We start from the raw sequence: 23,585 nt of genomic DNA, 5'->3' as shown, positions 1-23,585 counted from the left end.
CTTAGATCGCGTGGGAGCGGACTTGCCCCGCGATGCTTTTGTGTCCTTGGTCTGACAGGGTAAACTTGCCGCCCCCGCAGGAGCCGCCATGAACTATCGTCACGCCTTCCACGCCGGCAATCACGCCGACGTCCTCAAACACATCGTGCTTACCCGCCTCATCGCCCTGATGTCGCGCAAGGAGCAGCCGTTCGCCTATATCGACACCCACGCCGGCCTTGGTCTGTACGACCTGCAGGGCGACCAGGCGACCCGCACCGGTGAATACCTCGAAGGCGTCGCCCGTCTGTGGGGGCGCGATGACCTGCCTGCCGTCACCGCCGACTATATGGCCGTGATCAAGCGCCTGAACAAGAATGGCGAACTGCGCTACTACCCAGGCTCGCCAGAGCTGGCCCGCCGCCTGATGCGCGAGCAGGACCGCGCGCAGCTCAACGAAAAGCACCCTGAAGACGGCGTGCTGCTCAAAGAGAACATGAAGAAAGACCCGCGCGTCACCGTGCACCTGGGTGAGGGCTGGCATATCCCGCGGGCGCTGCTGCCGGTGCAGGAAAAGCGCGCGATCATGCTGATCGACCCGCCGTTCGAGCAGGCCGACGAGCTCAAGCGCTGCACCGTGGCCATGAAAGAGGCGATCGGCCGCATGCGCCAGACCGTCGCGGCCATCTGGTACCCGATCAAGGACCAGCGCTCGCTGACGCGCTTCTACCAGGACCTGACCAGCACCGGTGCGCCCAAGCTGCTGCGCGTCGAGCTGTACGTGCACCACCAGGACAGCCCGCAGGGCCTGAACGGCTCGGGCCTGGCCATCGCCAACCCGCCATGGGGCCTGGAGGACGAGCTCAAGGAGCTGCTGCCGTGGCTGGCCAAAGAGTTGGCGCAGACCGCTGGCAGCTTCCGTATGGACTGGTTGATCGCGGAATAACGCACCATGCGCGGTCCCCTGTAGGAGCGGCCTAGTGTCGCGAAAGGGCTGCAAAGCAGCCCCCTGCAATTTCAGCTGCGAAGCTGAAACCCTGGGGCCGCTTCGCGCCCCTTTCGCGACACAAGGCCGCTCCTACAAGGGGGCGGTGCGTCCCTGAGCTTTGCGTTATAATCCCGCCCTTTAGCCGCCATCCGCCCAACGGGCCGCTGGCGCACTTCTACCGATTTGAGAGGCTAACCCCTTGGCACTGACGATTCTTGGCCTGTCCGGCGCCCTTAGCCATGACCCTTCCGCGGCCCTGTACATCGACGGCAAGCTGATTGCCGCCGCCGAAGAAGAGCGCTTCGTGCGTGACAAGCATGCGAAGAACCGCATGCCCTACGAGTCGGCGAAGTTCTGCCTGGAGCAGGCCGGCATCAAGCCATCGGACGTCGACGTGGTGGCCATTCCGTTCGCCCCGATCAGCCTGTTCGGCAAGGCCCGCTGGCACTACGCCAAGCGCTACTGGTACGCCCCGGACCGCGCCCTCGACGCGCTGCTGATGGGCAATCGCCGCTACAAGCGCTACCGCAAGAAGATCGTCTGGTGCCTGGAGCAGCTGGGCTTCGACCCGAAGAAGATCAAGATCGAGCCGGTCGAGCACCACCTGGCCCACGCCTCCAGTGCCTACCACTGCTCGGGCTTCAAGGAGAAGACCGCGATCCTCGGGATCGACGGCAAGGGCGAGTACGCCACCACCTTCTTCGGCTACGGCGAGAACGGCAAGATCCACAAGATCAAGGAGTTCTTCGACCCGGATTCGCTGGGTGGCCTGTATGGCGCGATCACCGAGTTCCTTGGTTTCGAGATGCTCGACGGCGAGTTCAAGGTCATGGGCATGGCGCCCTACGGCGATGCCAGCAAGTACGACTTCTCGCGCCTGGCCAGCTTTGAAAACGGCGAGCTGGTGATCAACACCGAGTACGCCAACGTCATCGGCCTGCGCCGCTATAAAGAGAAGGGCAAGGGATTCTACTTCTCGCCCAAGCTGATCGAGTGGCTGGGCCCGAAACGCGAAGGCGACATCGCCGACGAGCCGTACATCCACTACGCGGCGAGCATGCAGGCGTTGTTCGAAAAGCTCGCCCTGCAGATGATCGACCACTACCTGGGCGACACGCTGAAAGAAACTGGCAAGCTGGCCTTCGCCGGCGGCTGTGCGCTGAACGTCAAGCTGAACCAGAAGATCATCGCCCGCCCGGACGTCAAGGAGCTGTTCGTGCAGCCGGCTTCCGGCGACGCCGGTACCGCGGTGGGTGCGGCGGCCTATGTGTCCCACGCCCGTGGCGTGCCGGTCGAGAAGATGGAACACGTCTACCTCGGCCCTGCGTACTCCAACGAAGACGTGATCGCCGCCTGCGCCCGTCACCCGAGCAAACCGGTGTGGCGCAAGCTTGAGAACATGCCCGAGCAGATCGCCAAGATCATGGTCGACGGCAACCCGGTGGCCTGGTTCCAGGGCCGCATGGAGTTCGGCCCACGCGCGCTGGGTGGTCGTTCGATCATCGGTTGCCCGAGCGTGCCGGGCGTGGCCGACCGCATCAACCACCAGATCAAGTTCCGCGAGCGCTGGAGGCCTTTCTGCCCGTCGATGCTCGACACCGTCGCGCCGCAGATGATCAAGATCGACCACCCGGCGCCGTTCATGACCTTCACCTTCGAAGTGGCTGAAGAGTGGAAGACCCGTGTGCCGGAAGTGGTGCACGAAGACGGCACTTCCCGCGCCCAGGTGCTCAAGCGCGAGTACAACCCGCGCTACTACGACATGATGAAGGCGCTCGAAGTGCTGACCGGCAACGGCGTGTCGCTGAACACCTCGCTCAACCGCCGTGGCGAGCCGATGATCTGCTCGCCGACCGACGCCCTGAACATGTTCTTCGGCTCGGACCTGCAGTACCTGATCATGGAAGACATCCTGGTGGTCAAGGACGGCGCGGCGCCTTATGACCAGCCGCTCTGAACCGCGGATCCTGCAGTTCTGCCATGGCTATGACGGGCCCTTCCTCGATTGCGCCCGTCAGTACGCCAGCCTGTTCCAGGGCAGCGGATACAAGGTCACCACCGTGTTCCTCACCGGGGCAGCCGACGCGCAAGTCGCGGCCGGTTGCGCCTCGGACGAGGTGCTGTTTCTGGAGTTCAGCTCCAAGGCCGTGCGCGGCCTGAAGCTGGGCGCCATCGCTGCGCTGCGCAAGATCGCCGCGCAACGCAACTTCAGCTTCTGCATCGCCCACCGCTTCAAGCCGATCTATGTCGCGCTGCTGGGCACTGGCTTGCCGGTGATCGGCGTGCACCATGCCTTCGGCGACTACCAGCGCAAGGGCCGGCGGCTGTTCGCCAACCTGTTCCGCAAGCGCCTGAGCCTGCTGGGTGTGTCGGACGCGGTGCGCGACGATATGCGCCGCTGCCTGGCGCAGTGGCCCGCCGAACGGATCCAGACCCTCTACAACCGCATCGACATCCAGGCCTTGCAGGCCAGCCTGGTGCCCCGCGCCGAGGCACGTCGGGCTTTGGGGTTGGACGAACAGGCCTGGGTGGTCGGCAATGTCGGCCGCCTGCATCCGGACAAGGACCAGGCCACCCTGCTGCGCGGCTTTGCCCAGGCATTGCCGGGGCTGCCGGCCGGTGCGCGGCTGGTGATCCTGGGCAAGGGGCGGCTGGAATCGAACCTCAAGGCGCTGGCCGCCGAGCTGGGGATAACCACGCAGGTGGACTTCCTTGGCCAGGTGCCGGATGCCCGTCGCTACTTCCAGGCCTTTGACGTGTTCGCGTTGAGCTCCGACCACGAGCCATTCGGCATGGTCCTGCTCGAAGCCATGGTCGCTGGCGTACCGCTGCTGGCCACCGCTTGCGGTGGTGCGCGCGAGGTGGTCGAGGGCGTTGGCGTGCTGTTCCCGCTGGGCGATGCCGCACAACTGGCCCAGGGCCTCAAGCACCTGGCCGGGCTGGATGCGCAGCAGCAGGCGGCGTGTGCGCAGCATATGCTGGAGCGCCTGCGCGAGCGCTTCAGCGACCAGGCGGTGCGCGAGGCGTTCTGGCAGCTGCCGCAGGTGCGCGCGCTGGTTCAGGAGGCCTGATGCTCAACCGTATTCAAGCTTGGCGCGAGCGCGGCTGGCAGGTGATCGATGCGGCGGCCTACAGCGAGGCCTGGCAGCGTTTCGGTGGCAGTGTCGCGACTCATCCGCTGGTGATCGAGCAACTGGCCGAACTGGCACAGATTCCCGTGCGCTACCTGGGTTATCCACAGGGGGGCGAGCTCAAGGCTGCGCTGCCGGTGTGGGGGCGCCATCTGGCGCTGTCCAAGGAGGTGCTCAAGCGCCACGGCAAGAAGGGGCTGTTCGACCTGGGCAACGCCGAAATCATCTTGCCGGCCGCCGACGACTGTGGCGCGCCGTTGCGCCATGCCGGGCGTTACCTGTCGGAGCTGAATCAGGACCGTTTCAGCGGCCTGAAGGCGCAGCCCGAGCAGCTGGCCATGGCCCGCCCGCATGAAGACCTGTCGAAGAAGTTTCGCTACAACCAGCGCCGCGAACTGCGCCTGCTGGAAGAGGCGGGTGGGTTGGTGCGGCCGATCAGCGATTTCAGCGCGGCCGAGATTGCCGCCATGTATTGCGACCTGTTCCAGCGCCGCTGGGGCTTCCCGGCCACTGGCGCGGCGCGCATGGCCGAGGTGGTCGAGCGTCTGCGCGAGCTGTTGATCGGCTCGGTGCTGTTCCTGGAGGGCAAACCCATCGCGATCCAGCTGGTGTACCGCGTCGAGGCCCCCACGTGGATCAGCGTCGAGTACGTCAATGGTGGCGTCGACCCCGAGACCAAGGCATTCAGCCCCGGCAGTGTGTTGAGCTTCCTCAACACCCAGGCTGCCTGGGAGGACGCCAACGCGCGCGGCAAGGCGCTACGGTTCTCCTTTGGTCGCGCCGACCGCGAGTACAAGGACCGTTGGTGCAACCCTGTGCCGGTGTTCCAGTCGTGAGCCGCAAGCAGCAACTGCTCAAGCGCCACCGGCGCAACAAGCGCCTTGGCCTGTTGGCCGCGCTCGTGCTGCTGGTTGCGCTGGGCGTGTTCAGCTGGTGGTGGCTGCCGCTATTGCTGTTGCCGCTGCTGTGGGCGGCCCATGAAGCGTGGTTCGCCGACCACCTGTTCTATGCGCCCAGCGAAGACTACGCCTACCGCTTTGGCGAGCAGACCCGCGAAGCGATGGCTACGTTGCAGGGCGACCTGCTGCGCACCGATGCCGCCTTGCAAGGCGACGAGACACTGATCCTCGAAGTCGGCATCAAGAGCACTTGGCTGGGGCGCTTGCTCGACCCTCGGGTCGAGTTGCTGGGCGCCGCGGCCAGCGATGGGCAAACCTTCGAGCGTGGCGCCCGAGGTGTGCGCTACCTCAACCTGACCGGCCTGGCCGAGCCCTTGACGGCGGGCACGCTGCGCTTGCGCGGGCGCCATTGCCGGCTGCAGGGCAATCCGCGCCTGTGGATAACCCCGGCCATCGAGCTGCGCAAACGGCGCGTGATGGTCATCGCGCCCCACGCCGACGACGCCGAGCTTGCCGCCTACGGGCTGTACAGCCAGGCCGAGGAAACCTGGGTGGTGACCCTGACCGCTGGCGAAATCGAGGCTGAGCATTACCAGCAGATGGGCATGGCAAAGGCCGAGGCGGCGCAGCTCAAAGGCCGGCTGCGGGCCTGGGACAGCATTGCCGTGCCCCGCTGGGCGGGTGTGCCGGAGTCGCGTTGCGTGCAGTTGGGCTACTTCTGCCTGCAGCTGCCCGCCATGCAGGCGGCGCCGGACCAGCCCCAGGTGTCGCGCGAAGCGGACATGGCCGATATCCGCCCGTTCCGCCGCTTCAACCCGTTCCCGTTGCCCGCTGACGCCGATGGCGCACCCACCTGGCACAACCTGCTGGCCGACCTGCGCACGCTGCTGGACATGGCCAGGCCCCAGGTGCTGGTAATGCCGCACCCGACCCTCGACCCGCACCCCGATCACATCTGCGCCCAGGCCGCCGTGCGTGAAGCGCTGCAAGGCCTGGCCTGGCAGCCCGAAACGCTGCTGTGCTACGCCAACCACCTGCACGACAACGACCGCTGGCCGATGGGCGATAGCGGCGATGGCGTGGCCCTGCCGCCGCAGCTGGAAAGCACTGAGGCCTGGGCGCCGTGCAGCCTGCTGCTGGATGCCGCGACCCAGCGCGACAAGGCCATGGCCCTGGGCATGATGCACGACCTGCAACCCCCGGCCCCGTTCAAGCGCCGCCTGCGCCGTGTGCTGCAGCGCTGGCTGGCGGGCCGTCGGCCGTCGCCCTATGGGGAGAACGAGTTCTTCCGCAAGGCGGTACGCCGGCACGAACTGTTCTGGCGTCGCGACCTGTGAGCCTGATCAATGATGACCGCGATAGCGCCGAGCGCCCAAGGAACGCAATGAAAGTCCTATTTCTGGTGCAGAAGGAACAACGGGCGATCCTCGACCGCCTGTACGACGGCGTCGCGGCCCACTGCGACTGCGACACGCGCTGGGTGTCCGATAAGGATCAGCGCAACCTGCGGCGCTTTTTCAAGCGTGAAGTGGACGTCAGCCGCTACGACCGCATCGTGTTCTTCCTGCGCTTCAAGCAGGAGATCCGCCAGGTCGCGTTCATTCGCAGCATCCCCAACCTGGTGATCCTCGAACACGACGCCTACCAGAACTACATCCCTTGCAAGTACACCGGCAAGTTCAGTGCGCACTACCGCCAGCTGCCCTGGGTGCGGGTGATCAGCTCCGGCTACATGGTCAGCGAGCGCCTGCGCCAGGAAGGCTTCGACGCGGTGTTCGTGCCCAAGGGTTACGACGAGCAGTTGCTCACCGACCAGGGGCGTGAGCGCGATATCGAGCTGGCCTTCGTCGGCAGCACCAAAAGCGTCGCCTACAGTGGCCGCAAGGCGCTGCTCGATGAGTTGGGGCAGGTGGAAAACCTGGTGGTCACCCGCACCAAGTCGGGTGAGGATTACTGCAACACCCTCAACCGCATTCGCTTCTTCGTCAGTGCCGATGTCGGCATGGGCGAGTACATGATCAAGAATTTCGAGGCCATGGCCTGCGGCTGCGTGCTGCTGGCCTACGACCAGGGCGCAGAGGAAAACCGCGCCCTGGGCCTGGCCGACATGCACAACGTGGTGCTGTACGACAGCATCCCCATGTTGCAGGCCAAGCTGCGCCAGTTGCGCGAAGACCCTGCCTTGGCGGCGCGCATCGCCATCAACGGTCGTGAGCTGGCGACCTCGGGCTTCAGCTTCGCCCAGGTTGGGCGCAGCATCGTCGAGCACATGGCGCCCCCTCTGCGGCCGCACCCGCCGCTGACCTTCTGGCAGCGCTTGCGCCTGCGCCTGCCCTTCTGAGCGGGGAGCGGCTCCGTTGAAAATCGTCAATGTGATGTGGTCGGGCGGCTCGCCGTTCATGTCCGTGCACAATGTGCACAGCCAGGTGCTGGCCCATGGGCCGGCGGATGCGCGCGTCTGCAATTGGCTGCTGCTGGGCGAGGGCCTGTGCCGCGGCGTGGGTGAAGTTCGCCATTGGCAGCTGTCGCCGCGGGTGCTCAAGGGGCGCTGGCGGCATCGCCTGGCCCTGTTCTTGTTACGCAGGCGCCTGCTTGGCGCACTCAAGGCTGACGCGCCCGACGTGTTGCTGCTCGATGGCCTGGGGGTGGCGCGGCTGTTGCTGCCGTTGCTGCACCGTTTGCCGGGCGTGCAGGTGGCTGTGTTGTTCCACGGTACGACGCGGTTGACGGGCAAGGATGTCCGCCTGTTCGGCCAGTTCCCAGCCGAGCGCCTGCGCGTTGCCGCGGTGTCGGCCACCCTCGCGCAAGCCCTGGCGCACGACCTCGGGCGCCCGGTGCAGACCCTGCGCGTGGCGCTCGACCCGCAGGCCTTCGGCCGGCAGTTGCTGGGGCGCGAGCAGGCGCGCCAGGCTTTGGGGCTGTCAGCGGGTGAGGGTGGCCCAGTGCTGGGGGCGGTCGGCCGGCTGGTCGAGAGCAAAGGCTTCGGCATGCTCATCGAGGCATTTGCCCAGGCGCGCACGCCTGGCATGCAGTTGGTGATCCTCGGGGATGGTGAGCTGCGCGGCGCATTGCAGGCCCAGGCCAAAGTGCTTGGCGTGGAAGACAGCGTGCGTTTTTGTGGCCATCGCGAGGAGCTGGCGCAGCTGTACCCGGCGCTCGACTGGTTGCTGGTGCCTTCGCGTTCGGAAGGGCTTGGGCTGGTGTTGCAGGAAGCGGTGTTGTCCAGGGTGCCGGTGATCTGCAGCGATCTGCCGGTATTTTGCGAGCAGTTGGGCGAGGCGGGCTGCTATGTGCCGGTCGGCGATGCGGCGCGTTGGGCCGAGGCCATCGCACGCTGCGCCCGAGGCGATGCTGCGTCGATAGCCGCGCAGCAATGGCGGGCGTTGGCGCCCGAGCAGGGCTGGGCGGCGTTCACGGCCAGCGCCAGGCGCCTGCTCGGAGGCTGAGGCTCAACCGTTCGCCAGCGCAGCCTGGAATTGTGCGAGGGGGAACTGGCGGGCCTGCTCTTCTCGCTCGATATAACGCGCCATGTGTTGTATGTTGCGCCGCACCATGCGCACCGGCAGCGGCCCGCGCAGGAAACGCATGTCGGCAACGTCGATCAGGCCCAGCGGGCCTTCGGGGGTTTGCACGACGTTGCCCAGGTGCAGCGAGCGGAAGTAGATACCCGAGCGATGCATGCGGCGGATCAGTTCGATCAGTTGCGGCAAATGGTCATCCCAGCTGAAACCGGCATCACGCGACAGGCGCAGCAGGGTTTCACCCGGTAGCGGGCGGTAAAGTACGGCGGTACGCCCAGGCAGCGGCAGCTTGTGGTGGCTGATCACTTCCAGGGTGGGGAAGCCCAGCTCTGCCAGGCGCATGGCGTTGTCGATGAAACGCTGCGAGTAAGGGCGCAGCAGCGCAGATGAAATCAGGCGCTTGCGGCGAAAAACCTTGAAGATATTTCCATCGCCAAGCAGGTAGACTTTCGCACCATGGCTATCTGCCTCCAGCACCTTGGCACCGAGTGTCAGCCGATCGAAGTCGGTCTGGGAAAGCCGAGAGCATTGCATGAGTTCAGGCCTTGTCTTAGGGGCAGGCAAAATGACCGGCAATAATGCCGAAAAGAACATTATCTGTCAGCACCAAGCCGGTGTGATTGGGTTCCAACAGGGGAAAGGGATGTTGTACGAGAAGAGCTGGGCCAAGGTCTGGCTGGGGTTGGGATTTGTCTGGTTCCTGGCGGCGATCGCCTTGGCGCCTAGCAACAAGATTTATCAGCAGGGCCTGATTCTTTTCCTGTGGTTGCCCACCCTCGGTCTTGCCTGGTCCGCTCGGCAGGTATTCATTCAGGCCTGGCGCCGCCAGCCGGCGTTGTGGATTGCGTTGCTGGGGTTGCTTGCCTGGAGCGCGGTGTCACTGGCATGGTCCAGCGCCGAGGATGATGGCCGCGAAATCAAGCGGCTGTTGTACATCCTGTTGTTCCTGTTGGCATTCCCCCTGCTGGCGCAGGCAGGGCTGGGGCGCGCCTCGCGCCTGCTGCAATTGGGAGCGGCATTGCTGGGGTTGGCGGCGTTGATTTCCATCGTGCATTTCTACGCCGTGCTGGGACACCCGCTGGAGGCTCGTCTGGAGGGTATCGGTGAGATTTCCCACCCGATCCTGGGCGCCTACGTGATCGGCGCGGCAATCTTGTGGTTGCTGTACAACCCGCCGCGTCAGCGTGCGTTGCAGTTGGGGTGGGCGGTGGCAGTGGCCTGCCTGGGGGCGTTCGTGGTGTTCAGCCAGAGCCGTGGCGCGGCACTGGCATTGGTGGTCACTCTCGTCCTCGCGCCGCTGTGGCATCGCAATCGCAGCAGTTGCCTGATCGCCCTGCTGGCGGCCCTGGTGACCAGCATTGCCTTCTGCGGCATGTACGACCTGATCATGCAGCGCGGCTCGTCCTATCGGCCGGAGATTTTCCAGGCTGCCATGCAGATGATTGGTGAGCACCCATGGACCGGCCTGGGCCTTGGTGCGTTCTACCGGGTGCAGGCGGCAGGCATGGTGTTCGATCACACTCACAACATGTTCACCCACGTTGCCATGGAACTGGGACTGCCCGGCATGCTGCTGTGGGCCGCGGTCTGGTTGTTCACCCTGGGAGAGATCGTACGCGCACGGGCCACCCTGTTCGGCAAGGTCCTGCTCGGGCTGTGGATCTTCTCCACGCTGGCCATGCAGTTCGACGCTGCCAGCCTGACCGGCACGCCCCGCGCCGAATGGTTCATCAGCTGGTTGCCGGTGGCGCTGGTCATGTTGTTGCCCTGGGCACATGACCGTCATCAAGCCTGTGGTAAAATCGCCGGTTCAACCTGAACAGCGAGCTCGATGATGGCCGAAACACCGCTACCGGCGGAGAACTCCTCCAGCCTGAAGATCTATTTCAGGCTGTTGAGCTACGTGAAACCCTACGTCGGCATTTTCCTGCTGAGCATTGTCGGGTTCGTGATCTTCGCCTCCACCCAGCCGATGCTGGCCGGCATTCTCAAGTATTTCGTCGATGGCCTGAGCAACCCCGAGGCCGTCCTGTTCCCCGGCGTACCCTATCTACAAGACCTGCAACTGCTGCAGGCGGTGCCACTGCTGATCATCCTGATCGCCGCCTGGCAGGGCCTGGGCTCGTTCCTGGGTAACTACTACCTCGCCAAAGTGTCGCTGTGCCTGGTGCACGACCTGCGCGTCGAGCTGTTCAACAAGCTGCTGGTACTGCCCAATCGCTACTTCGACAACCACAACTCCGGGCACCTGATCTCGCGCATCACCTTCAACGTGACCATGGTGACCGGTGCGGCCACCGATGCCATCAAAGTGGTGATCCGTGAGGGGCTGACGGTGGTGTTCCTGTTCGTCTACCTGCTGTGGATGAACTGGCAACTGACGCTGGTGATGCTCGCCATCCTGCCGGTCATCGCGGTCATGGTGAGTACCGCCAGCAAGAAATTCCGCAAGCAGAGCAAGAAGATCCAGGTGGCCATGGGTGACGTCACCCACGTCGCCTCCGAAACCATCCAGGGCTACCGCGTGGTGCGCAGTTTCGGTGGCGAGGGCTACGAGCGCCAGCGCTTCGATGACGCCAGCCAGAGCAACACCGACAAGCAGCTGCGCATGACCAAGACCGGCGCACTGTACACGCCGATGCTGCAGCTGGTGATCTACACCGCGATGGCTGTGCTGATGTTCCTGGTGCTGTTCCTGCGCGGCGATGCCTCGGCCGGCGACATGGTCGCCTACATCACCGCCGCGGGCCTGCTGCCCAAGCCGATTCGTCAGCTGTCCGAAGTCAGCTCGACCATCCAGAAAGGCCTTGCCGGCGCCGAGAGCATCTTCGAGCAACTGGACGAAGCGCCCGAGATCGATACCGGCACCGTCGAGAAAGAGCGGGTCGAGGGCCGCCTGGAAGTGCGCAACCTCAGCTTCACCTACCCCGGCACCGAACGCCAGGTGCTCAGCGATATCAGCTTCACCGCCGAGCCTGGGCAGATGATCGCCCTGGTGGGCCGTTCCGGCAGCGGCAAGTCGACGCTGGCGGCGCTGATCCCGCGTTTCTATCACCACAGCGAAGGGCAGATCCTGCTCGACGGCGTGGAGATCGAGGAGTACCGCCTGCGCAACCTGCGCCGGCATGTCTCGCAGGTCACCCAGCACGTCACCCTGTTCAACGACACCGTGGCCAACAACATCGCCTATGGCGACCTGGCCGGCGCGCCACGCGCCGATATCGAGGCTGCCGCCGCCGATGCCTACGCCAAGGAGTTCGTCGACCAGTTGCCCAAAGGCTTCGATACCGAAGTCGGCGAGAACGGTGTGCTGCTTTCTGGTGGCCAGCGTCAACGCCTGGCGATCGCCCGGGCGCTGTTGAAGAACGCGCCGTTGCTGATCCTCGACGAGGCCACCTCGGCCCTGGATACCGAGTCCGAGCGGCACATCCAGGCAGCGCTGGACCATGTCATGCAAGGCCGCACCACGCTGGTGATCGCCCACCGCCTGTCGACCATCGAGAAGGCCGACATGATCCTGGTGATGGACCAGGGGCGTCTGGTGGAGCGTGGCACGCATGCCGAGCTGCTGGCAGCCAATGGCTATTATGCCCGCCTGCACGCGATGGGCCTGGACGCGCCTGAAAGCGCCGATATCACCTGAAACCCTACAAGTCGGGGCCTGCACGGCCCCGATTGTCACCGCAGTTGTCCACAGCGAAGGTGGCCGTAAAGCCATCCCCGACCCTGTGCTAATATCCTGCCCTTGTTCACTTTTTTCATATGGGTTGCCCATGAAGTTGTCCATGCCGCGTTTCGATCAAGCCCCGGTACTGGTGGTCGGCGATGTCATGCTCGACCGCTACTGGCATGGCGGTACTTCACGTATTTCGCCTGAAGCGCCGGTTCCGGTGGTCAAGGTCGATCAGATCGAGGATCGCCCCGGCGGTGCGGCCAACGTCGCGTTGAACATCGCCGCGCTGGGTGCGCCGGCCGCGCTGGTGGGTGTCACCGGCCAGGACGAGGCTGCCGACAGCCTCGCCAACAGCCTGCAGGCCGCTGGCGTGCGCTCGATCTTCCAGCGCATCGCCCACCAGCCGACCATCGTCAAGCTGCGGGTAATGAGCCGGCACCAGCAGTTGTTGCGCATCGATTTCGAAGAACCCTTCGCCACTGACCCGCTGTCGCTGGGCGCCGAGGTCGATGACCTGCTCGAAGGCGTCAAGGTGCTGGTGCTGTCCGACTACGGCAAGGGCGCGTTGAAGAACCACCAGGCGCTGATCCAGGCAGCGCGCAGCAAGCACATTCCGGTGCTGGCCGACCCCAAGGGCAAGGATTTTTCGATCTACCGCGGCGCCAGCTTGATCACCCCGAACCTGAGCGAGTTCGAGACGATCGTAGGGCGTTGCGCCGATGAAGCCGAGCTGGTCGCCAAAGGCCTCAAGCTGCTCGAAGAGCTCGACCTCGGCGCGTTGCTGGTCACCCGTGGCGAGCACGGCATGACCCTGCTGCGCATCGGCCACCCAGCCCTGCACCTGCCAGCCCGGGCCCGTGAAGTGTTCGATGTCACCGGTGCCGGCGATACCGTGATCTCTACCCTGGCGGCCGCCATCGCCGCCGGCGAAGACCTGCCCCATGCTGTCGCCTTGGCCAACCTGGCCGCCGGCATCGTGGTTGGCAAGTTGGGTACCGCAGCCATCAGCGCCCCGGAACTGCGCCGGGCAATCCAGCGCGAAGAGGGTTCCGAGCGTGGTGTACTGGGCCTGGAGCAACTGCTGCTGGCCATCGATGACGCCCGTGCGCACAACGAGAAGATCGTCTTCACCAACGGTTGCTTCGACATCCTCCATGCAGGTCACGTGACCTACCTGGAGCAGGCGCGGGCCCAGGGTGACCGGTTGATCGTCGCGATCAACGACGATGCCTCGGTCAGCCGCCTGAAAGGCCCGGGTCGGCCGATCAACAGCGTCGACCGGCGCATGGCCGTGCTGGCCGGCCTGGGGGCGGTGGACTGGGTGATCAGTTTCCCCGAGGACACCCCCGAGAACCTGCTGCGCCAGGTCAAGCCAGATGTGCTGGTCAAGGGCGGTGACTATGGCATCGACCAGGTGGTCGGCGCCGATATCGTCAAGGCCTATGGCGGGACGGTGAAGGTGCTGGGACTGGTCGAGAACAGCTCGACCACGGCGATCGTCGAGAAGATCCGCAAGCACTGAAGTCACTGGGGCCGCTGTGCGGCCCATCGCCGGCAAGCCTGCACGCTCCTACAGCAAACCAGCGCACGATAGTGGTTCCCATGACTACTTGTGCAGCGTCCCCCGCGCTCGCTCCAGCAGTTCGCGGGCCTTGTCGCTGAAACGCTGCAGGTGGCCGGCAGGTTCGCGTTTGCGCTCCACCAGCCCCTGCTGCTTCAGCCAATCCCTCCAACGCACCCGCTCATCCCTCACCACCCATCCGTCCTGGCGGGCAAAGCTTTCGGCCAGCCACACCCCGCGGGTGCTCGCCGGCAGCAACTCATCCTTCTTCAGGGTGTAGAGCTCGGGCAGCGGCTGCCCATCCTTCAATGGCATCAGGTACAGGTCTGGCCGCTTGCGGTTCAGCCGTGCGACCAACTGATCACCCTCCAGCCGTTCATCGACATGGAACAGGCTCAGCGGCTTGGCCTCCCGGGGCACTTGCAGGCGCAGGTCATAGATCAGCTGCAGCGAGGCGGTGGGCAGATGCACGTAGGCCCGGGGCCGCTCCAGCAGCATCAGCTTGGCGCAATGCACCGGCCGCGCGGCACCGGACTCGGGCGTCAGCACGAACGGCAGGGCTTCACGGTAGTGCAGGGCGGCGGCGTAGGGCGCCGGCAGCCAAGTGTCGTTGAAACGCCCGCCCAGCCAGCCTTCCGGGGTTTCCAGCAGGCACTCCTCGGCGACTTCCTGAATGGCCGTGAGCAGCGGCAGGTTCAGCTCATGGGCCGGCACGTAGCCGGAAATCAGCTTGAGCACCACATCGCCGCGGTCCTGGCGGCGTTGGCGCACCAGCACCCAGTAGTCATGGCCTTGCCAACTGAGGGTGAGGCGCACCGAGACCCCCAGGTTGGCCAGCTCGACCACGAAACGTTGCGGGTCGGCGAGCTGGATGGCCTTGCGCCGCTGCAGGGTCTGGGTAAAGTTCAACGGCATGCCGATGCTCTGGTAGGTCAGGCCGTCGGGCGTGGCCTCGACATGCAGCGGCAGGGTCTTGAAGTTGCTCGGGTTCTTGCGGATCAGCGTACGCGGCACGAGGCTCCTCCTTGCGTTGGGCCCCCGCCCGGGCGGCTCAGGGCCGGCCCAGGATGCGGGCGACGGTGGCCACGTTGTGGGCCAGGTGCACCGGGTTGATGGTGCCGACGATGGCACTGCTCACGCCCGGGTGGGCAAACAGCAACTCGAAACTGGCCTGCACCGGGTCGACCCCGGGAGCCAGGCAGATGTGTCCGCTGGCGAGGGCTTTCTTCACCAGGATGGCTTTACCGTGTTCGGCAGCGTAGTCGAGCACCGGGCGCTCCGCCTGCTCGTTGAGGTTGTAGGTGACCATGGCGCAGTCCCCCTGCTCCAGGGCTTTGAGGCCACCCGCAACGGTCTTGCCTGACAAACCATAGCCGAGGATCTTGCCTTCGCGCTTGAGCGCCGCGAGGGTTTCATACACCCCTTGCTGCTCTAGGATTGCCAGGTCGTTGCCGTCGGAGTGCACCAGCACCAGTTCGATGCGGTCGGTTTCCAGGCGCTGCAGGCTGCGTTCCACCGAGCGACGGGTGTGGGCTGCACTGAAGTCGAAGTGCGATTGGCCGTTGTCGAACTCTTCGCCGACCTTGCTGACGATCACCCACTCATCGCGCTGGCCGCGCAGCAGCGGGCCCAGGCGCTCCTCGCTACGGCCATAGGCCGGGGCGGTGTCGATCAGGTTGATGCCCAGCTCACGGGCCTGGGCCATCAACTGGCGGGCGGCCTGGTCATCGGGGATGGTGAAGCCGTTGGGGTACTTCACGCCTTGGTCGCGGCCGAGCTTGACCGTGCCCAGGCCCAGTGGCGACACCCGCAGGCCGGTGCTGCCCAGGGCGCGGTGATGATCGTGCAGGGTCGGCAGGCTCATGGCAGCAATTGCTCCCAGGCCGGCACGCCCAGGGGCGGGCGTGGCAGGTCGGCAAGTTCGGGGTGGGCCGCTGGGCGAATGCCGTCGCGCTCGAAGCTGGCCAGTACGCGGTCGGCGAAGTCCGGCGCCAGGGCCAGCTTGGTCGGCCAGCCCACCAGCAGGCGCTGTTGCTCGGCGAGGAAGGCGTTGTCCGGGCGCACCAGGCCCGATTGCGCGGGTTCTGCGCGATCGATGCGCAGGGTGGCCCAGCGCACCAGGTCTTGATCGACCCAGGGCAGCAGGCCGGCGACTTCCTTTTGTGCCGCGGCGATCTGCGCGGCCGGGTCGCGGGCGACGCCGTCGGCCTCGGCCAGGTCGCCGCCCAGGTACCACACCCACTGGCCATCGGCGGCCGGGTGGGTGGTTATGGTGATGCGCGGCTTGGGCCCGCCGCCCAGGCAGTGGGCGTACAGCGGCTTGAGGTTGGGGCCTTTGGCCAACACCATGTGCAGTGGCCGGCGCTGCATGGCCGGCTGCGACAGCCCCAGTGCGTGCAGCAGGTCTTCAGTGCCGCTGCCAGCGCTGAGCACGATGCGTTGGGCGCGGATCTCGCGGCCATCGACCACCAGCCCGACCAGCTCGTCGCCTTCGCGCAGCGGCTCGATGCGTTCGCCGGCCAGCAGGCTGTCACCGGCCAGTTGCGCCAGGTTGGCCAGCAGGCTGGGCACATCGATGACCAGTTCGGCCAGGCGATACACCTTGCCCTTGAAGGCGCGGTCCTGCAGGGCCGGTGGCAGTTGCTCGCCCTTGACCTGGTCGACCCGGCCGCGCACGGCCTTGCTGGCGAAGAAACTGGTGAGGTTGCCGGCCAAGGTGCCGGGGGACCACAGGTAGTGGGCGTCGGACAGCAGGCGGGTGCCAGTCAGGTCGAGCTCGCCGCTGCCGGCGAGGGCTTCGCGCCAGCGGCGCGGCATGTCGGCGATGGCTTCGGATGCACCGGTGAGGGCGCCATGCAGCGCATACTTGGTGCCGCCGTGGATGATGCCCTGGGACTTGATGGTCTGCTCGCCGCCGAGGCTGGCGCGCTCCACCAGCACGGTGGAATAGCCTTGCTTGCGCAGGCGGGCGTTGAGCCAGAGGCCGGCGACCCCGGCACCGACGATCAGCACGTCGGTGGAAATGGCGGATGGCATGCGGGCACCTCAAAAGCTGGGACAGGTGCGCAGTATACAGACAGTGGGATCGTGCTGGTCGTGGGAGCGGGCTTGCCCCGCGATCAGGTAGGCAACCCTGCCATCGTCATCGCGGGGCAAGCCCGCTCCCACACTCAATGCCCGGCCGTGTTGGAGAACACCTGGATCACCACCACCCCGCCCACGATCATGGCCATGCCCAGCATCGCCGGTACATCCAGCTTCTGCCCATAGATCACCAGCGCAACGATGCTGATCAGCACGATCCCCAGCCCCGACCAGATGGCGTAGGCGATGCCCACCGGGATGCTGCGCACCACCAGGGTGAGCATCCAGAACGCCACGCCATAGCCACAGATCATCAGCAACAGCGGCAGCGGCGTGCTGAAACCCTTGACCGCCTTCATGGAGGCGGTGGCGATGACTTCGGCGCAGATGGCGATGGCGAGATAGGTATAGGCGTTCATGGTCGGTTCCTCCGTTGCTGGCTGGGCATTCTAGGGGATCTTCGGATGCGGTAAAGTCATTACCTATCTGTATGGGAGATAGGTTGGTCATGACCGAGCACTGGAACCTGGAGCAGTTGCGCCTGTTCGTGCGCACCGCCGAGCTGCGCTCGTTCTCCGCCGTGGCGCGTGAGCAGCGCAAGGCGCAGTCGGCGGTGAGCAACGCCATTGCCCTGCTCGAAACGGACCTGGGCGTGACCCTGTTCGAACGCAGCAGTGGCCGCCAGCCGCGCCTGACCGAAAGCGGGGCGGCACTGCTGGAGGATGCCCGTGAACTGCTGCGCCAGTGCGAGCGCCTGGACGGACGGGCGCTGGCCCTGATGCGCGGGCAGGAGGCGTTGCTGCGGGTAGCCCAGGACGAGGCCATGCCTTACCAGCCGGTGATCGACAGCCTCGACGAACTGGCGGCCCACTTCCCCTACCTGGAAGTGCAACTGGCCAGCGGCGCCCAGGGCGATGTGGCGCGCAAGTTGGTGGAAAGGCGCGCCGACCTGGGCCTGTTCTTCCACCACGAAAGCATCCCCAGCTCGCTGGAGCGGCGCGCCCTGGGCAGCGTCGAGATGGTCACCGTGTGTGCGATCGGTCATCCGCTGGCGGGGCAGGGCAAGGCCAGCCGGCAACAGCTGGCGCGGCATCGTCAATTGCTGATCACCCCGCAGCAGAGCGGCTACCCAGGCGGCGAGGCGATCAGCCCGCAGGTCTGGCGCGCCGACAGTTTCTACGCCATGGCCGAGCTGCTGATGCGCGGCCTGGGCTGGGCCTGGCTGCCACGGCACGTGGTGCAGTACCCCACCTACCAGGCGCAGATGGTCGAACTGGACAGCGAATGGCGCCCGCCGGCGCTGGTGGCGGAGCTCGCCTGGCGCCGGGATGAGCCGTTGGGGCCCGCCGCGCAGTGGTTGGCCGAGCGCTTTGCGGTGCACCTGCGTGCGATCGGGTAAACTCCGCCGCCATGAACAGAACTCTCTACTCCCTGCTGTTTCACCTGGGCCTGCCGCTGGTTGCGCTGCGCCTGTTCCTGCGTGGGCGCAAGGCGCCGGCGTACCGTGCGCGCATCGCCGAGCGCTTCGCCTGCCAGCTGCCGCCGATGCGCCAGGGTGGGATCTGGGTGCACGCGGTGTCGGTGGGCGAGAGTATCGCCGCCGCGCCGCTGGTGCGCGCCTTGCTCAAGCAGTACCCGGACCTGCCGATCACCCTGACCTGCATGACCCCGACCGGTTCGGAGCGTATTCGCGCGATGTTCGCAGGCGAGCCGCGGGTGCAACACTGCTACCTGCCCTACGACCTGCCGTGGGCGGCGGGGCGCTTTCTCGACCAGGTGCGCCCGAAGCTTGGGGTCATCATGGAGACCGAGCTGTGGCCGAACCATATCCACCAGTGCGCCAAGCGCGGCATCCCGGTGGCCTTGGCCAATGCAAGGCTGTCGGCGCGCTCGGCGCGCGGCTATGCGCGTTTCGCCGGCCTGACCCGGCCGATGCTCGAAGCGATGAGCCTGATCGCCGTGCAGACCGAGACCGAGGCCCAGCGTTTTCGCGACCTGGGTGCCCGCCGTGAATGCGTGCAGGTAACCGGCTCGATCAAGTTCGACCTCAAGGTCGATGACCAACTGCTGCCGCGTGCCAGAGCCCTGCGTGAGCAGTGGGGTGCAACGCAGCGGCCGGTGTGGATCGCTGCCAGCACCCATGACGGCGAGGATGCGTTGATCCTCGACGCCCATCGACAGCTGCTCGAGGTGCACAGCGATGCGTTGCTGATCCTGGTGCCACGCCACCCCGAGCGTTTCGCTGCGGTGCATGCGCTGTGCAGCGAGCGGTTCGCCACGGTGCGTCGTTCGGTTGGTGATGCGGTCGAGGCGCAGACCCAGGTGCTGCTGGGCGACACCATGGGTGAGTTGCTGTTCCTCTACGCCCTGGCCGACATCGCCTTCGTCGGTGGCAGCCTGGTACCGACTGGCGGGCACAACCCGCTGGAACCGGCGGCGCTGGCGCTGCCGGTGCTGATGGGGCCGCATGTGTTCAACTTCCTCGAGATCAGCGCGATGCTGCGCGAGGCGGGGGCGTTGCAGCAGGTGGATGACGCGCAAGGGTTGGCGGGCGCGGTGCGCCGGCTGGTCGAGTTGCCGCAGGACGCCCGGCGCATGGGCGAGGCGGGCAGGGCGGTGATGCAGGCCAACCAGGGGGCGTTGCAGCGGTTGCTGGATGGGCTCGGGCGACTGCTGAGCCGATGATGAGCCTGTCGGTACTCGTGGGAGCGGGCTTGCCCCGCGATAGCATCCGACCAGACGACATCACTGCCTGATCGGGCGCTATCGCGGGGCAAGCCCGCTCCCACGAAGCTCGCTTCTGCTTCAGGGCCTGCGTTCGAAGTTCTTCGCCGCTGCCGCTGCCAGGTCCGGTGGCAGGAAGTCCTTGTCCGGGTTGTAGTCGGCCTTCAAGTACCGCCCCAGGTCCTGCAGGTCCTGCGGGCTCAGCGTCCCCGCCGCCTGCTTCAGGCGCAGGTTGTCGAGGATGTAGTCATAGCGGCTGTTGTTGTAGTCGCGCACCGAGGTGTACAGCTGGCGCTGCGCATCCAGCACGTCGACGATATTGCGGGTACCCACCTGGTAGCCGATCTCGGTGGCCTCCAGCGCACTCTGGTTGGAGACGATCGACTGCTTGCGCGCCTGCACCTGCTCGACATCGGTATTCACCGCGCGGTGCAGGTTGCGGGTGTTCTCCACCACCTGGCGGCGCAGGCTTTCGCGCTGCTGCTCGCTCTGGCTCAGGCGCGAATAGGCTTCGCGCACTTGCGAACTGGTCAAACCGCCGCTGTAGATCGGAATGTTCAGCTGCAAGCCGACGCTGGTCTGCTCCACATCGCCGCCGTAGCGGATGCCATTCTGCGCAGGGTTGGTGAAGCCGAGGCTGTCGTTGTCGCCCTTCTGGTACTTGGCCACCGCATCGAGGGTCGGCGCATGGCCGGCCTTGCGCTGGCGCAGGGTCTCCTGGGCGGCATCGACTGCGTAGTTGGTGGCCAGCAGGTTGAGGTTCTGGCGCCCGGCGGTCTCGACCCAGGCTGTCGCGTCGTTGGGGGTGGGCACCTGTATCGGCAGGGTGTGGACCACGCCCTGGATCGAGCTGTACTGGCGGTTGGTCAGGGTGATCAGGGCTTCGAAGGCGTCCTGCACCTGGCGCTCGGCGATGATGCGGTTGGCCCGGGCGGTGTCGTAGCTGGCTTGCGATTGCAGCACGTCGGTCTTGTCCGAAAGGCCGACGTCGAAGCGCTCGTTGGACTGGTCCAGCTGGCGCTTGAAGGCCGCTTCCTCGGCTTTGGTGGAGGCCAGGTTGTCCTGGGCGCGCAGTACCGCGAAATAGTTCTCGGCGGTTTGCAGGATCAGGTTCTGTTCAGTCGCCGACAGCTCCAGCGCGGCCTGCTCGTTGACGGCTTCGGCGGCTTGCAGCTGGAACCAGCGGTCGGCACGGAAGATCGGTTGCGCCAGGGTCGCGCTCCAGGAGTTGCCGCTGCGGTTGGAGGTGATCGACGGCTCGTCCAGCTTGGTGCGGGTGTTGAGCATTTCGGCGCCGGCCGACAGGTTGGGCAGCAAGCCGGCGCGGGCCTGGGGCACCACTTCGCGGCGGGCGCCGTAGTCGGCGCGAGCGGCGGCCAGGTCGGCGTTGTTGTCGACCGCTTCCTGGTAGACGCTGACCAGGTCGGTCTTGATCGTGGTGGGCGTATCCACTGCCCACGCCACTCCGTGGGTCGCACAAGACACGGCAATCGCCAGTGAGAGTTTGCGCAGCATAGGGCAATCCTTGATCGAGTTTTAATTACTGTACTGTCGGGTATCGAGCGGTGGGCCAGTGTAGTGCCGCGCGCCTGCATCAACAATCCACTGTTCATGCCATTTGTCATGCCCGCAAATAGCCGCTTGGCTTTGCCGACCACTCCAGCTTAGACTGCGCAGGTTCTTGTCGGGGTGCCTTGATGCAAAGGCTGAGATCGCAAAGTTGCGGATCCCGTTGAACCTGATCAGGTTAGCGCCTGCGTAGGGAACAAGATTGCTCTCACCTCCCGGGAGCCTCTTGTGCCAGGTCCGGGATCGTCACAGCTGCATGCAGCTCATGGCACCCCATATCCGGCACTGCACTCGTCACCACGGGTGCGTCCGCGCCTTTCAGGTTCACCCCGACATTCCGCCCGCTAGGAAGCTGTCTGGAGAGCCTGTGATGAGCAAACAAGAAAAAATTATCAGCCTGAGCGAGTCGGCCCAAGTCGACCAACAGTCCGTGCAACCCCTGCCCAATTCGCGCAAGGTCTATGTCGAAGGTTCGCGCCCCGACATCCGCGTGCCGATGCGTGAAATCAGCCTGCACGACACCCCCACCGACTTCGGCGGCGAAAAGAACGCCCCGGTGCTGGTGTATGACACTTCCGGCCCGTACACCGACCCCAACGTCGTCATCGACGTGCGCAAGGGCCTGGGCGATGTGCGCTCGGCGTGGATCGACGCCCGTGGCGACACCGAGCGCCTCGAGGGCCTGAGTTCGAACTTCGGCCAGCAGCGCCTGAACGATGCCGAGCTGACCAAGCTGCGCTTCGCCCACGTGCGCAACCCGCGCCGTGCCAAGGCCGGCGCCAACGTTTCGCAGATGCACTACGCGCGCCAGGGCATCATCACCGCCGAGATGGAATACGTCGCCATCCGCGAGAACATGAAGCTGCAGGAAGCCCGCGCCGCCGGCCTGTTGGACCAGCAGCACGCCGGCCACAGCTTCGGCGCCAATATCCCCAAAGAGATCACCCCTGAGTTCGTCCGCGAAGAGATCGCCCGTGGCCGCGCGATCATCCCGGCCAACATCAACCACACCGAACTCGAGCCGATGATCATCGGCCGCAACTTCCTGGTGAAGATCAACGGCAACATCGGCAATAGCGCCCTAGGTTCCTCGATCGAGGAAGAAGTGGCCAAGCTGACCTGGGGCATCCGCTGGGGTTCGGACACGGTCATGGACCTGTCCACCGGCAAGCACATCCACGAAACCCGCGAGTGGATCATCCGCAACTCGCCGGTACCGATCGGCACCGTGCCAATCTACCAGGCCCTGGAAAAGGTCAACGGCGTTGCCGAAGACCTGACCTGGGAGCTGTTCCGCGACACCCTGATCGAACAGGCCGAGCAGGGCGTGGACTACTTCACCATCCACGCAGGCGTGCTGCTGCGCTATGTGCCGCTGACCGCCAAGCGGGTCACCGGCATCGTCAGCCGCGGTGGTTCGATCATGGCCAAGTGGTGCCTGGCGCACCACAAAGAGAACTTCCTGTACACGCACTTCGACGAGATCTGCGAAATCATGAAGGCCTACGACGTCAGCTTCTCGCTGGGTGATGGCCTGCGCCCGGGCTCGATCGCCGACGCCAACGACGCCGCCCAGTTCGGTGAGCTGGAAACCCTCGGCGAGCTGACCAAGATCGCCTGGAAGCACGATGTGCAGTGCATGATCGAAGGCCCCGGCCACGTGCCGATGCAGCTGATCAAGGAGAACATGGACAAGCAGCTCGAATGCTGCGACGAGGCGCCGTTCTACACCCTTGGCCCGCTGACCACCGACATCGCCCCAGGTTATGACCACATCACTTCGGGCATCGGTGCGGCGATGATCGGCTGGTTCGGGTGCGCCATGCTCTGCTACGTCACGCCCAAGGAGCACCTGGGCCTGCCGAACAAGGATGATGTGAAGACCGGCATCATCACCTACAAGATCGCCGCCCACGCTGCCGACCTTGCCAAGGGCCACCCAGGCGCGCAGATTCGCGACAACGCGCTGTCCAAGGCGCGCTTCGAGTTCCGCTGGGAAGATCAGTTCAACCTTGGCCTGGACCCGGACACCGCCCGCGCGTTCCACGACGAGACGCTGCCCAAGGAATCGGCCAAGGTCGCGCACTTCTGCTCGATGTGCGGGCCGAAGTTCTGCTCGATGAAGATCACCCAGGAAGTGCGTGAGTACGCCGCGAAGATCGACACCGTCGATGTGACGGCCGAGCAGGGCATGCGCGAGCAGGCCGAGCGGTTCCGCCAGGAAGGCAGCCAGTTGTACCAGAAGGTGTAACAAGAAAAGGGGGCCGCTCTGCGGCCCTTTCGCGGCACGAGGCCGCTCCTACAGGGATTGCGCGTGATCAAGGTCGGCGCGGTCCCTGTAGGAGCGGCCTTGTGCCGCGATACGAGGACGCAGTCCTCGCCAAAAACACCCACAATAATTCCGGCGAGCGCCATCATGACCACCCCCAGCCACTTTTCCCCCGACCACCCGGTCC

The 23,585-nt window shown here is 65.5% G+C and carries 19 protein-coding genes and 1 riboswitch; of the genes, 13 read left to right on the top strand and 6 right to left on the bottom strand.

The annotated features are described in order from the left end of the window. The first annotated feature begins 88 nt into the window (after positions 1 to 88). The 7 genes from IX761_RS11795 to IX761_RS11765 all read left to right on the top strand — a co-directional run bounded on the left by IX761_RS11795 (position 89) and on the right by IX761_RS11765 (position 8,443). Positions 89 to 925, top strand: a complete 837-nt coding sequence (locus IX761_RS11795; RefSeq protein WP_194789766.1) for a 23S rRNA (adenine(2030)-N(6))-methyltransferase RlmJ — start codon at positions 89 to 91, stop codon at positions 923 to 925. Positions 926 to 1,166: 241 nt separating this feature from the next. Then, complete coding sequence (locus IX761_RS11790; RefSeq protein WP_194789765.1) at positions 1,167 to 2,924, top strand: carbamoyltransferase; 1,758 nt, start codon at positions 1,167 to 1,169, stop codon at positions 2,922 to 2,924. Then, positions 2,908 to 4,038 (top strand): glycosyltransferase, encoded by a 1,131-nt coding sequence (locus IX761_RS11785; RefSeq protein WP_194789764.1) that lies wholly within the window; start codon positions 2,908 to 2,910, stop codon positions 4,036 to 4,038. The genes IX761_RS11790 and IX761_RS11785 overlap by 17 nt, the downstream gene beginning before the upstream one ends. Beyond that, positions 4,038 to 4,934, top strand: a complete 897-nt coding sequence (locus tag IX761_RS11780) for an antimicrobial resistance protein Mig-14 (protein ID WP_194789763.1) — start codon at positions 4,038 to 4,040, stop codon at positions 4,932 to 4,934. Before IX761_RS11785 ends, IX761_RS11780 begins: the two co-directional genes overlap by 1 nt. Further along, positions 4,931 to 6,334: a PIG-L family deacetylase gene (locus tag IX761_RS11775; RefSeq protein WP_194789762.1), complete on the top strand. Its 1,404-nt coding sequence runs from the start codon at positions 4,931 to 4,933 to the stop codon at positions 6,332 to 6,334. Before IX761_RS11780 ends, IX761_RS11775 begins: the two co-directional genes overlap by 4 nt. A gap of 47 nt (positions 6,335 to 6,381) precedes the next feature. Continuing rightward, positions 6,382 to 7,338 (top strand): glycosyltransferase, encoded by a 957-nt coding sequence (locus IX761_RS11770; RefSeq protein WP_194789761.1) that lies wholly within the window; start codon positions 6,382 to 6,384, stop codon positions 7,336 to 7,338. 16 nt (positions 7,339 to 7,354) lie between these two features. Next, complete coding sequence (locus tag IX761_RS11765) at positions 7,355 to 8,443, top strand: glycosyltransferase (RefSeq protein WP_194789760.1); 1,089 nt, start codon at positions 7,355 to 7,357, stop codon at positions 8,441 to 8,443. A gap of 3 nt (positions 8,444 to 8,446) precedes the next feature. Here IX761_RS11765 and IX761_RS11760 read toward each other — a convergent pair whose 3' ends face one another. Beyond that, positions 8,447 to 9,052 (bottom strand): toluene tolerance protein, encoded by a 606-nt coding sequence (locus IX761_RS11760; RefSeq protein ID WP_194789759.1) that lies wholly within the window; start codon positions 9,050 to 9,052, stop codon positions 8,447 to 8,449. Positions 9,053 to 9,161: 109 nt separating this feature from the next. Here IX761_RS11760 and IX761_RS11755 point away from each other — a divergent pair, with 109 nt between their 5' ends. From IX761_RS11755 to hldE, 3 genes are all read left to right on the top strand, one after another. Further along, positions 9,162 to 10,337 carry an O-antigen ligase family protein gene (locus IX761_RS11755; protein WP_194789758.1) on the top strand — a complete coding sequence of 392 codons (1,176 nt, stop codon included), beginning with the start codon at positions 9,162 to 9,164 and terminating at the stop codon, positions 10,335 to 10,337. A gap of 15 nt (positions 10,338 to 10,352) precedes the next feature. Continuing rightward, the gene (gene msbA, locus IX761_RS11750) at positions 10,353 to 12,161 is read left to right on the top strand and encodes a lipid A export permease/ATP-binding protein MsbA (protein ID WP_194789757.1); all 1,809 of its coding nucleotides are present in this window, start codon (positions 10,353 to 10,355) and stop codon (positions 12,159 to 12,161) included. Between the two features lie 130 nt (positions 12,162 to 12,291). Next, positions 12,292 to 13,713 (top strand): bifunctional D-glycero-beta-D-manno-heptose-7-phosphate kinase/D-glycero-beta-D-manno-heptose 1-phosphate adenylyltransferase HldE, encoded by a 1,422-nt coding sequence (gene hldE, locus IX761_RS11745; RefSeq protein WP_194789756.1) that lies wholly within the window; start codon positions 12,292 to 12,294, stop codon positions 13,711 to 13,713. A gap of 84 nt (positions 13,714 to 13,797) precedes the next feature. Here hldE and IX761_RS11740 read toward each other — a convergent pair whose 3' ends face one another. The 4 genes from IX761_RS11740 to IX761_RS11725 form a co-directional block, all read right to left on the bottom strand. Beyond that, positions 13,798 to 14,766 (bottom strand): metal ABC transporter ATPase, encoded by a 969-nt coding sequence (locus IX761_RS11740; protein ID WP_194789755.1) that lies wholly within the window; start codon positions 14,764 to 14,766, stop codon positions 13,798 to 13,800. A gap of 37 nt (positions 14,767 to 14,803) precedes the next feature. Next, complete coding sequence (locus IX761_RS11735) at positions 14,804 to 15,616, bottom strand: aldo/keto reductase (protein WP_194789754.1); 813 nt, start codon at positions 15,614 to 15,616, stop codon at positions 14,804 to 14,806. Next, on the bottom strand, positions 15,613 to 16,788 hold the full coding sequence (locus tag IX761_RS11730) for an NAD(P)/FAD-dependent oxidoreductase (RefSeq protein WP_194789753.1): 1,176 nt from the start codon (positions 16,786 to 16,788) through the stop codon (positions 15,613 to 15,615). Before IX761_RS11730 ends, IX761_RS11735 begins: the two co-directional genes overlap by 4 nt. 134 nt (positions 16,789 to 16,922) lie before the next feature. Beyond that, positions 16,923 to 17,255: a DMT family transporter gene (locus IX761_RS11725; protein WP_194789752.1), complete on the bottom strand. Its 333-nt coding sequence runs from the start codon at positions 17,253 to 17,255 to the stop codon at positions 16,923 to 16,925. An 89-nt stretch (positions 17,256 to 17,344) separates the two neighbouring features. Here IX761_RS11725 and IX761_RS11720 point away from each other — a divergent pair, with 89 nt between their 5' ends. Beyond that, positions 17,345 to 18,235, top strand: coding sequence for a LysR family transcriptional regulator (locus IX761_RS11720; protein ID WP_194789751.1), 891 nt, complete (start codon positions 17,345 to 17,347; stop codon positions 18,233 to 18,235). A gap of 11 nt (positions 18,236 to 18,246) precedes the next feature. Next, a complete protein-coding gene (gene waaA / locus IX761_RS11715) occupies positions 18,247 to 19,521 on the top strand; it encodes a lipid IV(A) 3-deoxy-D-manno-octulosonic acid transferase (RefSeq protein WP_194789750.1) in 1,275 nt (424 codons plus the stop codon). A 120-nt stretch (positions 19,522 to 19,641) separates the two neighbouring features. Here the strand turns inward: waaA and IX761_RS11710 are convergent, their stop codons facing one another. Next, positions 19,642 to 21,075, bottom strand: coding sequence for a TolC family outer membrane protein (locus tag IX761_RS11710; protein ID WP_194789749.1), 1,434 nt, complete (start codon positions 21,073 to 21,075; stop codon positions 19,642 to 19,644). Between the two features lie 160 nt (positions 21,076 to 21,235). Next, a riboswitch (TPP riboswitch) is annotated at positions 21,236 to 21,342 on the top strand. A 157-nt stretch (positions 21,343 to 21,499) separates the two neighbouring features. Between IX761_RS11710 and thiC the strand changes: the two genes are divergently transcribed. Beyond that, positions 21,500 to 23,380: a phosphomethylpyrimidine synthase ThiC gene (thiC, locus tag IX761_RS11705; RefSeq protein WP_194789748.1), complete on the top strand. Its 1,881-nt coding sequence runs from the start codon at positions 21,500 to 21,502 to the stop codon at positions 23,378 to 23,380. Positions 23,381 to 23,585 lie beyond the last annotated feature (205 nt).

The organism is Pseudomonas sp. UFMG81 (genome assembly GCF_015354575.1).
GTDB lineage: Bacteria > Pseudomonadota > Gammaproteobacteria > Pseudomonadales > Pseudomonadaceae > Aquipseudomonas.
Note: the sequence above shows the minus strand (reverse complement) of the source record. Positions and strands in the feature narration are given on the sequence as shown.

What these genes read in the sequence shown, in the direction of transcription:
- IX761_RS11795 (WP_194789766.1), top strand. Translation starts at nt 89, where the DNA reads ATGAACTATCGTCACGCCTTCCACGCCGGCAATCACGCCGACGTCCTC.
- IX761_RS11785 (WP_194789764.1), top strand. Translation starts at nt 2,908, where the DNA reads ATGACCAGCCGCTCTGAACCGCGGATCCTGCAGTTCTGCCATGGCTAT.
- IX761_RS11780 (WP_194789763.1), top strand. Translation starts at nt 4,038, where the DNA reads ATGCTCAACCGTATTCAAGCTTGGCGCGAGCGCGGCTGGCAGGTGATC.
- IX761_RS11770 (WP_194789761.1), top strand. Translation starts at nt 6,382, where the DNA reads ATGAAAGTCCTATTTCTGGTGCAGAAGGAACAACGGGCGATCCTCGAC.
- IX761_RS11760 (WP_194789759.1), bottom strand. Translation starts at nt 9,052, where the DNA reads ATGCAATGCTCTCGGCTTTCCCAGACCGACTTCGATCGGCTGACACTC.
- IX761_RS11755 (WP_194789758.1), top strand. Translation starts at nt 9,162, where the DNA reads ATGTTGTACGAGAAGAGCTGGGCCAAGGTCTGGCTGGGGTTGGGATTT.
- msbA (WP_194789757.1), top strand. Translation starts at nt 10,353, where the DNA reads ATGGCCGAAACACCGCTACCGGCGGAGAACTCCTCCAGCCTGAAGATC.
- hldE (WP_194789756.1), top strand. Translation starts at nt 12,292, where the DNA reads ATGAAGTTGTCCATGCCGCGTTTCGATCAAGCCCCGGTACTGGTGGTC.
- IX761_RS11735 (WP_194789754.1), bottom strand. Translation starts at nt 15,616, where the DNA reads ATGAGCCTGCCGACCCTGCACGATCATCACCGCGCCCTGGGCAGCACC.
- IX761_RS11730 (WP_194789753.1), bottom strand. Translation starts at nt 16,788, where the DNA reads ATGCCATCCGCCATTTCCACCGACGTGCTGATCGTCGGTGCCGGGGTC.
- IX761_RS11725 (WP_194789752.1), bottom strand. Translation starts at nt 17,255, where the DNA reads ATGAACGCCTATACCTATCTCGCCATCGCCATCTGCGCCGAAGTCATC.
- IX761_RS11720 (WP_194789751.1), top strand. Translation starts at nt 17,345, where the DNA reads ATGACCGAGCACTGGAACCTGGAGCAGTTGCGCCTGTTCGTGCGCACC.
- waaA (WP_194789750.1), top strand. Translation starts at nt 18,247, where the DNA reads ATGAACAGAACTCTCTACTCCCTGCTGTTTCACCTGGGCCTGCCGCTG.
- IX761_RS11710 (WP_194789749.1), bottom strand. Translation starts at nt 21,075, where the DNA reads ATGCTGCGCAAACTCTCACTGGCGATTGCCGTGTCTTGTGCGACCCAC.
- thiC (WP_194789748.1), top strand. Translation starts at nt 21,500, where the DNA reads ATGAGCAAACAAGAAAAAATTATCAGCCTGAGCGAGTCGGCCCAAGTC.